Here is a 15,611-nt window from a genome sequence, read left to right as displayed (position 1 = left end):
TTTCTTATTTTAACATTCCTGGCTTAACAAAACCTCAAGACTGTTTGACGTGATCAACCCTAAATTTGCAGCAGCTCCTTAATAATTCATTAACAAACATCCTTTATAATGTATATTTTAATTTCACTTATCTCTCGGGTTAGCAAAAAATCTCAATAAAATTGGAGGGCACATGCCTGGTAAATATACTATTTCGCAAAATGGTTACGATTCTAGTTATGAAAGTGATGGTGGAACTAATTTTTTTCCAAAAGAAACTCTTGGAGAGGGATCTAACTCAAGAGCAAGAAAATTTCAGTCTCTAGATGGTAGGGAATTAGTTGTGTTAAATCCTCGGGGTGTTAAGCGTATTGATTCTCTTGAATTATTTACAAAAAAGTATTTTTTTGAACTTAACTATCCTTATGGAACTACTGAGCTTTTTCAGGGAAAGGAAAATTACCGGCTGATTACTCCCTTAGTCCCTGGTGTGCTATACAATAAATTAATATTCAATTCTCCAGAACAACAACTAAAGGTTTTTCTTTCGGCAGTTAGAGCATTAAAACAACTCCATGAAAAAGGATATATTTTTATAGACCTTAAAGAGGATAATATTCTTTATGATAACTCCACCAATGAAAGTCATTTAATTGATGGTGGCCTTATTACAGCAAAGGATCAGTTTGTTTGCCCAACGACTTTTAAACAAAAAACCAAAACCAATGTGCAAAGAAAGAGAAAAAAGTACGGTCACATTGCACCGGAGTGCTGGTCACAGACGGAAGAAATTGCTAATGAGGCTATGGATGTATATTCGCTAGGGAACATGATGAATCGCATAATAAGAGCTAACAGGGACCCTCATGTAGCAAATATAATTCAACGATGTCAAGATCCTATAATAGCGAATAGACCCAATTTATACTCTTTAGAGCTATGGCTCCAAGCAATACTGACTATTAAAACCTCTGAAACACTATTTGGTAATTTTAGTAAACTACATACAATAAAAAGCGTCAATGAACACAAAAATAACTTATTACAGACTCTAAATGATCTTACTGAGGGGAATAAACTCATTGTCGCTTATCATACACTGAGTATAAATTATACTGACTCAAACTTTACAGCTTTTTATCAAGCTAAATATAAAGAGATAACTCAACTTGCAGACCAAAGAATTGCTCAAATAAGGGCCCCAAAAAAAAGAAAGAGAGAACGGGGGAAAGAAAAAGAAGAAATTCAGAAAAGTGATACTATTTCTTCAAATCAAGCGAACGATGCGCTCTTGTCGAGCATCTTCAGCAAAAAACAAAGAATCATGCAAATATATTCTAAAAAATCTCAGGACATTCTTACAATGATTAGTACTTCGTCAAAAAACAATAATGACGTTCCGTCAACTCAAGCAGGAAAAGGTACTTCCGATGTGATTAAAGGCTTATTAAATGGTCCTACAGAATCTTTGCCTGAAAAAGTCTTGCCTAGTTCAGAAAAGACTTCTCTTGCTACTACTTCCTCATCCTATAGATTTTTTGAGAGTACGATAAATGAGGACAAAGTATCTATTAATTCAGGTATATTTTTGGATAATGGCTTAACTCAGAATTAATATTTACATGCCCCTGCCGGGGGTTCTTTGCAGGAAGATACGAAGTTTCCCAGAGTCCCCTTTAAATTGAGATGAAATTGTAAATCTCTTCATTATTCAGTTTTCAACCACTCTTCTATGGTTTTTAGTGTTTCTTCATTAATTAGTAATACTTGAGCATAAAGCTTTTCTAACATTAAACGATGACCTGCTTTATAATAACGCTCCAAATATTGACATGCATAAAATAATCTTCGAGTACCTATATAAACAGCACCACTTTTAATCTTATGGGCAATTTTCTCAACTCGCTCCCAAGACCCTTGATTATAGGCCAATATCATTTCCTGTATGTCTTTTTGAACAGCTTCAGAAACACTTTCTTTGAGTATTTGAATTAAAACCGATCGGTCATTTATTTGACCCAATGCATGCTGAATATCAAAGATCGGAATATGTTCGAGTTGAAATAATTCCGCTTCGGTATTGGGTAAATCCATCCCAAGCCCTAATGATTTTTTCTCTACGGCATGCTCCTTGGGCCCGCTTAATTCTCGATTGAAAACATATTGGTTTATTAATTGATCTACCAGTTGTGCCGTACCTGGCTTAGTAAATACATCGTTCATTCCCGAGGCAATGCATTCATTATAAGCCTTTTCTTTGGCGTGTCCTGTTAATCCAACAATCGGTTGAGCCTCTTTTGCATTCTCTGTTTCCCACTGACGCACTTTTGCCGCAAACTCATTACCGGAGATGCCAGGAAGTCCAATATCAGCAATAATTAAATCAAAGGCCGTTAATTGAGTTAACGCGAAAGCATCTTCGCCAGTTGAAGTGGATTGATAGGTACACCCTGCCTTGGCAACTAAAGATTCCAGCACTTTTAATGCCATTAAATTATCTTCAACCAATAACAAATGAGGACTCTTTTCATTCACAAATATTTTTGATTGAGGAGACTCAATAATGCAATGTTCTGTTCTTGGCACGTTTTCTTCTGCCCCTTTTGAACATAAGATGTCAAAGTAGAAGGTGGTGCCGTGCCCCTCTTCACTCGTTAGGGTAATTTTACCACCAAGTAAGTGAACATAGGACTGAGCAATGGAAAGCCCTAAACCATAGCCTTGATAAATGCCTTTGTAGGAAGGACTTACACGAAAAAATCGTTCAAATACCTTATCTTGCGCTTCTTTGGGAATTCCAATACCTGTATCCGATACACCAAATTGTAAATGAACTTGATTGTCCTCAGTACTTAAGCACTTCACTTCAATAGTAATATGACCTGTTTGAGTAAATTTGATGGAATTTCCCATAAGATTAAGAAGAATGCGGTGAATTTTTTTACGATCACTAACGATATAGCGTGGCACGGTAGAATCTATATTTACATTTAAGCCCAACTGTTTCACTGTGGTCGTTGGACGCTCTAGTTTGATTAAATCATCAATGCTTTGATATAAGTCAAATGGTTCATTATGCACCTCATCTTCGCTCACATCCCCTGCTTGCACGTCTGTTAATATGTCATTAAGCATGGTTAATAATTTCTCACCACTATCGTGCAATAAATGAGCATCTTCTTTTTGATGGGGATTATTGAGCTCGCTTTCCAATAATTCAGAAAGCCCTATCACTCCGGTTAATGGCGTTCTAATGTCATGACTCATATTTGCAATAAAAGCACTTTTAGCCTCATTTGCAGCCTCTGCTTTTGCCCGTGCCTCTTTCAAAGCAGTAACATCCACAGAAATTCCTGCAATTCCTAAAATCTCTCCTTCTTGATTTCGTAAAGGAACACGACTGGTTAAAAAATTGGAAACTGTTCCATCGGCATGCGGTATCGGAGGATCTTCTACACCAAATATAGGCGTCCCAGATCGCATTACATACAGATCATCATTTTTTAATTTTTGTGCTAATCCTTCTGGCCACTGTGCTAATTCAGACAACTCCTCATAGGTTTTACCTCGAAATTCTTCACGACGCATGTGCAGCATCGTTAAAACGTTTTGATTGCAATTGATCATCTTGCAGTCTTTGTCGACCCAATAAACGTTACAAGGCATGTTTTCAATTAAAGTTTCCAGCTGAAAAATTTCATTTTGGTTTCTTTTTTGTTCTAAATTGATGGTTTTAATAAAGTAAAATACGGCCTCATCCTCAACCATGCGCTGAACAGACCAATCCAGTTTCATGTGATGAATGACTGTAGAAATCGCACGGGTTACCTCATTTTCTTTATTAAAATCAACTAGATTAAAAAATAAAGGAATATGATTTTTCTGACAGAATGCAGTAAAGGAGCTGCCTATCGCCGGATTAGCACTACACCGAAATACGTTCTCTGCATTAGCATTTAAGAGAAATACATTAGCCTGAGCATCCAAGACAACAAGTGCTTCTGCTGTCTGATTGGCTAAAGTAATGAGAAAATTTTGATCTTTTTTCATTCGTATATGATACCCTTGCGTTATGTTGATTTTAAAATGAACTTTTAATCCTAATTATAGATGAAAGGATAAATAATGAATTCTTGCTGCTTAATTGGCGAAGACAGTTTATTGATTCAGTGCGGTGATATTCTTCTGTCACATCACTTTTGGATAGAACGAGTAGTTTCCCCCACAAAAACGATTCAGGAGTGGGCAGAGAAAAATAATATTGTTTGGGTCTCTTCTATTGGAGAATTACTGTCTTCTTCTTTTTATCCTGTGGAGTACGTGTTCAGTATCGTCAACAGTTTTATTTTACCCGCCTCTGTTCTCAATATGGCAAAGCAAGCCACTATTAATTATCACGATTCCTTATTACCTCGATATGCAGGTCTTAATGCAACCACTTGGGCATTAATTAATAAGGAAAAAGAACATGGAATTACCTGGCATATGGTAAATGAAGGAATTGATGAAGGAGATATTGTCAAGCAAGTGAGATTCCCTATTCTCAATGAAGATACGGCTTTTTCTTTAAATTTACGCTGTTATGAACATGCTATCCAAGCTTTTTCTGATTTGGTGTCCGACATTCTCAATGGGACTCTTTTGTTAACAAAACAAGACCTACGGCAGCGCAGCTATTTTGGCCTAACCGCAATGATTCCTAATTTAGGATTTATCGATTGGAATAAAAACTCCGCAGAATCTATTGTTCAATTATGTAGAGCAACCGCATTAGGTCACTATAATAATAACGTAGGGTGCGTCAAACTCTATTTGCATCAAGATTATTTGATAATTTCTCAGGCACTTGTTATTTCCTGTGATGTGAGCTCTTATACATCTGGAACGCTTATTGATATTAAAGAAGATGGACTCGTTATAGCCACTTCCACTAATGCCTTAAAAGTAACTCAAGTTTTCTTAAAAACAGGTGAGCTCATTTCAATTGAATCCCTCAAAAAAACCTATAATCTCCATATTGGTATTCAATTTGAATCAATACACAATGAACCTATCTATTTTAAAACGCTTCATGCAAAGGCTGTAAAAAATGAACCCTATTGGATTCAACAATTCGTAAAATTAAATGAGCATGAAACATTCACTCCAGCCAGTTTGAAAAAAAACAACACAGGCCTTGAATTAGCACCTTCGAGCATACGCCTTCCCCCTCCTCTTATCCATACAGATGAAGACACAAAGAAAGAGATGATCCTTACAACCCTCTTAATTTATTTGTATCGTCTTAATGATTACGGGAAAACCTCAGTCTCTTTAGTCTATTCAGGTCATCATGAATTAAATAATCCATGTGGCAGTTTATTTTCTGCATTTTTACCCTTAATTTTAGGGTGGAATGAGGAAATGACTTTAGAAGATTTAGTGATTGATGTCAAAACACGCCTCAAGGAGCATGAAAAAGCACAGACCTTTTTTACTGATATTGTGGCACGGCATCCCATTCTTGAAAATAAGCACCTCACATCAAACATCATTATTAATTTAATGGATGAGTCCGAGCACTTAGTGTTACCTCAAGATACGTTATTGTATTTCCATTACAGTACATTGTTTCACGAGGTGAAAATAGCTCATTGCATCGATGAACACTATCACAGTGGGCTGTTACAAGAAACACTCAATAACATGGCGCCTCATATGGAACACATTCTCGATCATCTGATCACAAAACCGCACCTCCAAGTATCTGAATTTTGTTTTTTAACTGAAAACGAACGTTATACCCTATTGAATGTTTGGGGAAAGGGTGAAGTCCATCCAATACCTCAAAAATCCATCATCGAATTATTTGAATATTATGTGCATACCACACCTCAAGCTCCAGCATTAGTCACCAATGAACAAATAGTGACCTACAACGAATTATCCCACCAAGTAGATAAAATAGCGTACTACATTCAGAAACAAAACATTCCACCCCAAACATTAATCGGATTATACAGCCCAAGAACTACAGAAATGCTGGTCGTACTTTTAGGTATATTGAAAGCTCAGTGCATTTATGTGCCTTTAGATACACGATATCCCTTATTAAAAATTGAAACGATTGCCAATGAAGCGCAATTAAATCATGTCATTACCACAACGGCGCTCAAAGCAAAGTTAGCCCCTTATTTTTCAGAAAAACAAATAGTTCAATGCCATGATCTGGAATCGATTCTCGTCAATTCAATACCACAAAATCACTTTTTTTTAGCCAAGGATATCCTACAGTCGCTTGCATACATTATGTTTACTTCCGGTACTACAGGAACGCCAAAAGGTGTTGTGGTTTCTCAGAAAAATGTCCTTAATTACTGTACCTGGTTTACTAAGACTACAGCATTTTCTTCCTCCTCAATTATTGACTTTTCTTCCTCGATTGCATTTGATTTATCCGTTCCGTGCACTATTGCACCTTTAGTAGTAGGCGGATGCATTGCATTATGCGATGAGGCGACTAAAACAAACCCTAAACGCTATTTACATCATTTAATAGACCATCAAGTGACCCATACTGAATTAACCCCTGGTTATATTGAGATGCTGCTGCACTATCCCAACTTGGTGAAAAAACTGACTGATTTAAAATTTTTAATGTTAGGAGCGGACGTAGTTCATACGCAAGAAGTCAAAAATTGGCTTGAGCTGTGTCCTCATCATCAAATCGTCAATGAATATGGCCCGACTGAAACCACGGTGTCCGTCACCTCTTATTTTGTATCTCATAATGAGTTTATGGCTGAAGCCGCCGCTCCTATTGGTCGGCCAGCCTTCAATTCAACGGCTTATTTATTGGATAAAAGAAAAAATCTATGCCCAATCGGAATGAAAGGTGAATTGTTCATTGGTGGCGCTCAAGTCACGGATGGCTATTTAGGAAAACCAGAATTAACAGAAGCTAAATTTATTCCTTTGTCCTTAAATAATCATCGTGAAACTCTTTATCGAACAGGAGACTTGGCCGCGTGGCTTCCCAAAGGGTTTATTCAATTTTTTGGAAGAAATGATTTTCAAGTAAAAATTCAAGGGTATCGTATTGAATTACCTGCGATAGAATCCGCTTTATTACACATGGATGAAGTAGAGCAAGCCGTAGTACTTGTTCACAAAGGACATTTTAAAGAAAAATATTTAAGAGCCTACCTAGTATTAAAAAATGATTCTTTATCAATCAAAGAGATACGAACTTTTCTATCTACGTATCTTCCCAATTATATGATTCCGAAAGAGTTTTGCATCACGCACTCGATTCCATTGAAAGAGAATGAAAAAATTGACATCAACGCCTTGGAGCAACAAGCCTTTATCCCGTTTGGATTGGAGCACGAGGTTGATGAGCATTTAACTGAAAGTGAAAAAATCATGATGACTATTTGGCATGGCGCTTTTAATGCTACGGATATTCATCATCATGATGATTTTTTTGCTCTTGGCGGAGACTCGTTACTTGCATTGCACATTATCAATGCATTAAAACAGCATTATCACATAGATATTCCTTTATTTTACATCTTTGAATACCCAACAATTGCTCTACTTTCCAAGCAAATTGATCACCGGCTCACACAAATAAGCTCAGAAAATCTTTCAAAGGGCATAGAAAATAAATGGATTATTCCATTAGCAACGGGGACTCATAAAACCCCATTGGTATTAGTTCATCCGGTTGGCGGAACCGTTTTCTGGTACAAACAGCTCGCCAATCATCTGGCGGGAAAGTACACGGTATATGGAATTCAAGATGCAAGTGTGGATGGAGATGAGCGGCGATTTCACTCCATTGAAGAAATGGCCAGATTTTATATAGAGGCTCTTTCAGAGGTGTATCAAGGAGAGGAATTTGCGTTAGCTGGTGCATCTTTTGGTGCTACAGTAGCTTTTGAGATGGCAAAACAACTTCTCTCTTCTCATAAAATCATTCACTATTTAGGTTTTTTTGATGGATGGACACAATATCCTGAGTCGCTCATGAGAAAAAATACCATTTCTTTATTAGTCTATAAAGAAGGAAATGGCACAGACGAGTTAGCGCAATTAGAAAAGTATCGAAAAAACTTATTACTTAACTATACCTTTTCCTCAATAAAAACCAATGCGGTGCTTTATAAAGCAAAAGAACTGTGGAACGATTTTATTGACGTAAATCAAAACGATAATGGTTGGTCGTCTACGATTAATGGGCATTTAAGCACTCATTTAGTCGAAGGAAATCATGAAACCATGTTGTTTCAAGAAAATGGAAAGTCATTGGCTGAGCAAATTCATTTAGATTTATCAACAGGCATGAATGTCTCATAAAACGTTCGTTAGTATTAACTGCTAAGCGCTCATGGTATTGATGATATTTGTTATCGCGTGCCAGTTTTTATCGATATCTTTCTTTAAATGAATAAATAGCAATTGGCACGCGGTTCGAGGTAAATTATAATTTAGATAGCGGATGATTCTGCATGTTCATTGATAGGCTCACGAAATAAGCCTATAGATGTTATCGGAGATTTTTCTTTTTCTGAGCTTTTATCAAGCATATGTTCCTTTAAATTTTTAATCATACGCACAAATCTCAAAGGAACATTATTAGGAAGCATCACACTTCATCAGAAACTGCCTTATAAGCTAATGTAGTGTATAGTTTAACTCTAGGAAGTGTTGCCATCATTTCTAGTTGAGAAAATCCATTTAAATGTGCCTCGCGTTCACAATGCTTTAGAAGCATACTTCCCAGACCCTGTCTGGTAAATTTGGGATGAATAAAAAAAACTCTTATTTCAACTTTTATTTAGGATATGCCAAGTAGGTGAATGGTATGCTTGGCAATAATTAACTCTTCATTAGTAGGAATGACATAAACTGAAATTGAACTAGTGTCTGCGCTAATAACTGAAGCATCATTAAGATTAGCTTCCTCATCCAAAACAATCCCTAACCATTGAAGATACAAACATATTTTTTTGCGTACTACAGCGGAATTTTCACCAATACCCGCAGTAAAAATAAGCGTATTGCACCCTTGTAAAACGACCATTAAAGAACACAATTCTTGAGCAGCACGAAAACAAAATAAATCCATAGCTTCAACGGCACGAGGATCTTCGTTAAATTGCAACTCCTGAATATTAGCACTAATTTCGGATACCCCAAGTAAACCGGATTTGGAATATAAAAGCTCACTTAATTGTTCTGTACTGTACATTTTTTCCTGCAGTAAATATAACAATACTCCCGGATCAATAGTTCCTGTGCGAGTCCCCATCATTAACCCATCCAAAGCAGTAAATCCCATGGAAGTCGCCACACTTTTACCATCTCGTAGAGCACAAACACTTGCGCCATTACCCAAATGAGCAACCATCACTTTAGACCCAGCATTCTTAGGTATGACAGAAGCAATATATTCATAAGAAATACCATGAAAGCCATAACGAATGATACCCTCTGCAGTTAAAGACCTGGGAAGGGCAAATAAAGTCGCTAAATGTTCTTGAGTTTGATGAAAGGTAGTATCAAAGCAAGCTACTTGCGGCAAGAGTGGATAAATTTTTATAATAGTACAAACTGCTTCTACATTAAGCGGTTGATGCAAAGGAGCTAAGGGTGTAAGCGATGCAATTTGTTCGATGGTTTCAGGCTTAATTAAACAAGGGCCATGAAAAATTCCCCCACCATGAACTATTCGATGTCCCACGGCTTTTAATATAAAACGATTAGGAAGCACTCTTAACCAATCAAATAAATGCATTAGCGAAGTCTCATAACCTGAAAACGCCAGGACTTCATCAATCACTAACTTACGCTCATGATTAAATGCTTTAAATTGTGGTTGACCAAAAATAGAACCAATTTTTCCTTGATACAATAAATTGAGCTTTACAGAAAATAAGGCAAATTTAATGCTTGATGAACCTGCATTCAGAACTAAAATTGCTTCCTTCATGCTATTCTACCCTCTTTTTCGACGCTCATACAATAAAGCCATCGCACAAGAGGCCTTGCGCGACACTTCATCGCTACCACGACTGGTCAAAATAATTGGTACACGTGCTCCTAAAACAATGCCTGCAGCCTCAATTCCAGAAAGATATGTCATTTGTTTATACAGCATATTTCCTGACTCCACATCAGGAACTACCAGAATATCAGCATTACCCGCAACCAGTGAGTTAATTCCCTTTTCTCGAGCAGAATCCATTGAAATCGCATTATCAAAAGCTAATGGGCCGTCTAAGAGCCCTCCTTTAATTTGTCCGCGCTCAGCCATTTTGCATAACGCGGTTGCATCTAAAGTCGAAGGAATTTTTTCATTAACCGTTTCAACTGCAGATAGAATGGCAACTTTGGGTATGCCCAATCTTAATGTGGTAAAAAGATCAATAGCATTTTGCACAATATCGCACTTATCACGAAGACTAGGAAATAAATTAATCGCTGCATCCGTTAAAAATATAGGTTTAGAATAATTAGGCACATCCAGGCAAAAGACGTGACTCATACGCCGTCCTGTACGTAAGCCACTCTCTTTATTAACAATAGGAGACATTAATTCATCCGTATGCAGCTTGCCTTTCATAATCGCTTCCACTTCATATTTTTGTGCCATAATGATGGCTGTTTCTACTGCCGCAGTACTGTGCTCCGTGGGAACAAGAGTATAATTTGAAAGATCAAGATCCGCTTCTTTAGCAGCAGCATGAATTTTTTTCTCTGGGCCGATTAATATGGGTATTATTAAACTCTCTTCTGCTGCAGCAATTGCTCCTTTAAGAGATAGTATATCTACAGGATGGACTACTGCAGTGACTAAGGGTTTTAAAGAATTTTTGGCAGCAATTAGCGTATAATACCAATGATTTTTGGGTGATTTAAACTCGACTGTAGCCAAGGCAACCCGTTGTCTTTTGACTTTTATCGTTGGGGCAATTACTGTTGCAAGGCCACTAATCACCGTTTTACCGTCTTGATTAACACAAGAACATTTAAAATCAATAATATGTTTTTCTGGCTTTTTATCTATAACCATCAGGGTTACAGTGACACTATCACCAATCGCAACAGGATGCTCAAATTTTAACGTTTGCTCTAAATAAATAGTCCCCGGTCCAGGAAGTTCCGTACCTAAAATTGTAGACAATAATGAAGCACCCCACATTCCATGAGCAATAACTTTATGAAATAAATCATCTTTTGCATATTCTGCATCAACATGTGCGGGATTAACGTCTCCCGACATAACGGCAAAGAGTTCAATATCTTTTTGAGTTAGTGTCCGTTTTAATGAAGCAGATTGACCAATGATGATTTCATCAAAGACATGATTTTCAATATAACTCATAGTACTTACCTAACCTCCTTGTATACTCTTGTTCCAAGTTTGGTTCACTTGAGCAATTTGTCAAGTTTTATAAAAATGCTAAAATAAAAGAATAAGCAAGGAAAGGATGTTCATTATGCACGCAATGATCCTCGCAAAACCTAGACAACCACTAATCAAAAAAGAAGTTCCCAAACCAAATCCCAAACCGCATCAGATATTAATTAAAGTAAGCGCCTGTGGAATTTGCCGTACTGACTTACATGTTGTGGATGGTGAATTAGAACACCCCAAATTACCATTAATCCCTGGACATCAAATTGTTGGGACTATTGAGCAACTAGGTTCAGAAGTTAAAGCATTTAAAATTGGTCAATGTGTTGGTGTTCCCTGGCTGGGATATAGTTGTGGGCGTTGCCTTTTTTGTTTATCCGAGCGAGAAAATTTATGTGATAATGCCCGATTTACAGGCTATCAAATTGATGGCGGTTTTGCCGAATATTGTGTGGCTAATGCGCATTTTTGCTTTCCCATTCCTGAAGGTTATTCTGACGAACAAGCGGCTCCTTTATTCTGTGCAGGTCTAATCGGTTATCGTGCTTATTTAAAAACAGGTGATGCACAACATTTAGGGTTTTATGGCTTTGGTGCAGCAGCTCATATATTAATTCAAGTTGCCTGCAAGAAAGGGAGAAAAGTCTATGCCTTTACTAATTCCGGTGATCGAGCAGCTCAAGATTTTGCTTATCAATTAGGTGCCACCTGGGCTGGTGATTCACATCAGCGCTCTCCTCATCTATTAGATGCAGCGATTATTTTTGCTCCTGTGGGTGAATTAGTACCCATAGCACTAAAAAATACGGAAAAAGGAGGAACTGTGGTATGTGCAGGAATTTACATGAGTGAAATCCCCAGTTTTCCCTATGAAATCCTCTGGGGAGAACGTTGTTTATGTTCAGTGGCAAATTTAACCCGTAAAGATGGAAAAGAATTTTTAGATTTGGCATCAACCATTCCTATAGTCACCGAAGTACATACTTATTCTTTAGCTCAAGTGAATCAAGCACTAGATGATTTACGCCATGGCTGTTTTACAGGTGCTGCAGTGATTAAGCTGTAAAAAACACTCTCCTGCATTTATTTAAGCATTATATAATCAAGAAAACATCATTTGACATTCTGCTCAAAACAAGGTTAGTATGATAACAATTTAAAACTACTGACACTATAAATGACCTCTTGCCAGCAACATCAAGTAACATTAAACAACTCTTCTGCGTTGCTGCAGCTTTCTTCTTCTATTGCCTCAATTTCTGTAGTGGTCGTCCTCATTATTGATCCGCCCCTGCCCTAGAGTCATGTCCTTGATTATTCGACCTCTCTAGGGAGAAAGCAGAATAATCAGCCAATAAGACACTAACAAACTAGAGGAGGAATAATGAGGAACTCTTGTGATGCACAGGCAATAAATATGATCAAAACTAAAACTACTAATACACGTGCAATTCTTGTCATCAGTCTGTGCGCTGCTTTTTTATTTTATAAGTATATCCTACAAAACTTCCCTAGTGTAATGGCTCCACAAATAATGGAAGCTTTTCATTTGCAAGGCTTAGGTCTTGGAATGTTTTCTGGAGTTTATTTTTGGACTTATCTAATCGTTCCTTTATTTGTTGGTGTAATCCTCGATCATTATGGAACACGTTGGATCACTACTGGAGCGATTTTTTTCTGTGCTTTAGGTACATTTTTTTGTGCTGAAGCAAACTATTTAAACACAGCAATTTGGGGGCGAGCCTTAATTGGTGTTGGTGTTTCTTTTGCCAGTATCGCCTATTTTAAACTGGCCGCTGTTTGGTTTGATAAGAAATACTATGCTCTATTAACTTCATTATTAGTAACTTCTGCCATGATTGGTGCTGTATGTGGACAAATGCCTCTGGCCTGGCTCATTGAGCAAATTGGTTGGCGCTCCAGTTTAGCTACCTTGGCGTGGAGTGGTATTGCTTTGGGTTTTCTGTTTTTACTTTGTGTGAGAGATAAGCCTTCTACAGAAACGGAAGAAATTAAAACCTCAGACAAACAGCATTTATGGAGTGATGTTCTTTCTATAGTTAAAAATAAACAAAATTGGCTACTTACTGCCTACAGCGGCTTAGCCTTTTCCCCTGTAGTTATTTTCTGTGGTTTATGGGGTAATCCTTTCTTACAAAAAGCTTATAATCTTGATAAATTAACTGCTCCAAGCATGGTTTCCCTGGTATTTATTGGCTTAGCCATCTCAAGCCCTTTATTAGCTGTGGTTACTAATTATGTGCGTAATCGTTGCGCTTTTATGTTTTATAGTACTTTGGTTTCAGCTCTGTGCATTAGTTTAGTGATTTATGCTCATCCGATGCCTCTATGGTTATTAAGTTGTTTGTTATTTATGTTTGGTTTTAGCCTGGGCGCATTTCCTTTGGTTTTTGTAATTGGAAAAGAACTTAACCCCTTGCACTTGGCGGGAACTACAACGTCATTGCTTAATGCGAGTGATGCCTTTTTAGATGCGATTGCAGAACCAACTATTGGGAAATTATTAGATGTATTCAATGGCACTGGGATAACGCAAGATTTTTCATTATCCAGCTACCATATTGCACTATCGATATTACCCTTAATGCAAATTATCGGCGCGTTTATGATGCGCTGGGTTAAAGATGAAAAGCGTAATTAGTGTCGTGTTTCTGGCACGTTTGCTGCCAGAAAGACTTTATCATCGCCGATCTTCTTTAGAAATCTTGCTTTGCTCTAAATAATATTCAGCAACAATAGCTAAGATTTTTTCCTCAAGTGCTTTTGCTTTTTCAGCTTTTCCTACGCCGTTGGTGATAATCGAAAATACAAAGGTTTTTTCATTGGAGTTTATTAGAAACCCCGATAAGGAAGACACATCATGCATGGTACCTGTCTTCGCAAATACTTTTTTATCCAAAATAGTATCTTTCATCCGTGCTTGCAAGGTTCCGGAAACACCGGCTTGCGGCAAAGAATTCAGCAATAAAGGTCGGATGTCTTTGTTATGATACAGTTCCATAAGCAAAGCAACAAACTGTTCTGGAGCAATTAAATTATAACGAGTACCTTCACCGTCAATTAATTCCATCTCTTTCACATCAATCGGCGTGTGCTCTGAAATAATCTTTTTCATCGCAAACATACCTTCTTTATGACTGCCTTTTCCGGTTACTTCATAACCTAATTTTCGGGTGAGATTATTTGCATAAAGATTGTCTGATTTTTGCAGCATATGCCTTACTAATTGATGTAAATTAGCTGACTTATAACTTGCTATAGGAATTACATCTGCAGGTGTTTTCCCGCTAATAATCTCTCCTTTAAGCTCAATCCCCTCGTTATCTAAGGTTGATTGAGTTACTTGCTTAATAAACAAAATAGGATCAGGGATAGCAAACTCTACCATTTTGGGATTTTTACTCTGCATCATACATCCAAACAACCGTAACGTATTATTTGCTTGTAATTCAACATGTAAACTGCAATGATTTTTTTCTTCTTCTTTCCTTACTGTAATAACTTCATTCTTAAATGTTAAGGCTCTGATTTTTGGTTTTTCTTTAGCTGATATTTTAGGTTTTATCTGGATATGGCTTCCCAAGATTTGCCCACTGATTAATTCATAGGCTTCTGCATTTTCATTCAATACCGCTGCTGTATCCGGAGCAGTATAAGCCCAACCTAAATCATCATAAGAATCACCACTAAGATAATAAGGCTGTGGAAACTGGCTACTGTCTATCACTATATCTCCAGCAATAGAGGTCACATTATTCTTTTTTAAGGTCATCAATAAAGCAGATAAATTATCAGCAGAAAACGAAGGAGAACCCGAAAAAGTTATGTAATAATCTTGGCCTTTCTGCGACAAAGTAGTTAAAAAATGAAACTCTGGCTTTAAATAATAAAATGCTGCAGCAGCAGTAAATAATTTAGTACTACTGGCAGGAGTTAATAATTTATTGGCATTCCGGCTATAAATAACTTCACCCGTTTGTGCATCTTTAATAAGCGCACCTACAGTTGCACGCGGTAATTGTTGATCAATGAGTTCATCAACTTTTGCTGACAAAGTTTGAGCGTAAGCAACTTGATTCAAGAATAATACCGCATAAAACCACTTGAGATTAAAATATCGCACGGGAATTTACCTCAATATTGATTAATTAGTGTAACATCGCTTCGTCCATCCTGGAGGAAGGGCAAACTTTTATTTTCTTCAATA

General features: G+C 37.2%; 9 protein-coding genes. 4 read left to right on the top strand and 5 right to left on the bottom strand.

What is annotated here, in order from left to right:
- Window positions 1–172: 172 nt before the first annotated feature.
- A complete protein-coding gene (locus tag QM652_RS00160) occupies window positions 173–1,594 on the top strand; it encodes a protein kinase domain-containing protein (RefSeq protein WP_415072121.1) in 1,422 nt (473 codons plus the stop codon).
- A gap of 92 nt (window positions 1,595–1,686) precedes the next feature.
- Here QM652_RS00160 and QM652_RS00155 read toward each other — a convergent pair whose 3' ends face one another.
- On the bottom strand, window positions 1,687–4,029 hold the full coding sequence (locus QM652_RS00155) for an ATP-binding protein (RefSeq protein WP_415072120.1): 2,343 nt from the start codon (window positions 4,027–4,029) through the stop codon (window positions 1,687–1,689).
- A 75-nt stretch (window positions 4,030–4,104) separates the two neighbouring features.
- Here QM652_RS00155 and QM652_RS00150 point away from each other — a divergent pair, with 75 nt between their 5' ends.
- A complete protein-coding gene (locus QM652_RS00150; protein ID WP_415072119.1) occupies window positions 4,105–8,319 on the top strand; it encodes an amino acid adenylation domain-containing protein in 4,215 nt (1,404 codons plus the stop codon).
- A gap of 289 nt (window positions 8,320–8,608) precedes the next feature.
- Here QM652_RS00150 and QM652_RS00145 read toward each other — a convergent pair whose 3' ends face one another.
- The 3 genes from QM652_RS00145 to QM652_RS00135 form a co-directional block, all read right to left on the bottom strand.
- Window positions 8,609–8,737 (bottom strand): hypothetical protein, encoded by a 129-nt coding sequence (locus tag QM652_RS00145; RefSeq protein WP_415072118.1) that lies wholly within the window; start codon window positions 8,735–8,737, stop codon window positions 8,609–8,611.
- 63 nt (window positions 8,738–8,800) lie between these two features.
- Complete coding sequence (locus QM652_RS00140; protein WP_415072117.1) at window positions 8,801–9,955, bottom strand: acetate/propionate family kinase; 1,155 nt, start codon at window positions 9,953–9,955, stop codon at window positions 8,801–8,803.
- A gap of 6 nt (window positions 9,956–9,961) precedes the next feature.
- Window positions 9,962–11,350: a bifunctional enoyl-CoA hydratase/phosphate acetyltransferase gene (locus QM652_RS00135; protein WP_415072116.1), complete on the bottom strand. Its 1,389-nt coding sequence runs from the start codon at window positions 11,348–11,350 to the stop codon at window positions 9,962–9,964.
- 115 nt (window positions 11,351–11,465) lie between these two features.
- Between QM652_RS00135 and QM652_RS00130 the strand changes: the two genes are divergently transcribed.
- Together QM652_RS00130 and QM652_RS00125 are read left to right on the top strand one after the other, a co-directional pair.
- Window positions 11,466–12,449 (top strand): zinc-dependent alcohol dehydrogenase family protein, encoded by a 984-nt coding sequence (locus QM652_RS00130; protein WP_415072115.1) that lies wholly within the window; start codon window positions 11,466–11,468, stop codon window positions 12,447–12,449.
- A 318-nt stretch (window positions 12,450–12,767) separates the two neighbouring features.
- Entirely contained in the window at window positions 12,768–14,045 is a 1,278-nt protein-coding gene (locus QM652_RS00125) for an MFS transporter (RefSeq protein ID WP_415072114.1), read from the top strand.
- A gap of 39 nt (window positions 14,046–14,084) precedes the next feature.
- Here the strand turns inward: QM652_RS00125 and dacB are convergent, their stop codons facing one another.
- On the bottom strand, window positions 14,085–15,527 hold the full coding sequence (dacB, locus tag QM652_RS00120; protein ID WP_415072113.1) for a D-alanyl-D-alanine carboxypeptidase/D-alanyl-D-alanine-endopeptidase: 1,443 nt from the start codon (window positions 15,525–15,527) through the stop codon (window positions 14,085–14,087).
- Window positions 15,528–15,611 lie beyond the last annotated feature (84 nt).

Source organism: Legionella sp. (assembly GCF_047605385.1).
In the GTDB taxonomy this organism is placed as follows: Bacteria; Pseudomonadota; Gammaproteobacteria; order Legionellales; family Legionellaceae; genus Legionella.
Note: the sequence above shows the minus strand (reverse complement) of the source record. Positions and strands in the feature narration are given on the sequence as shown.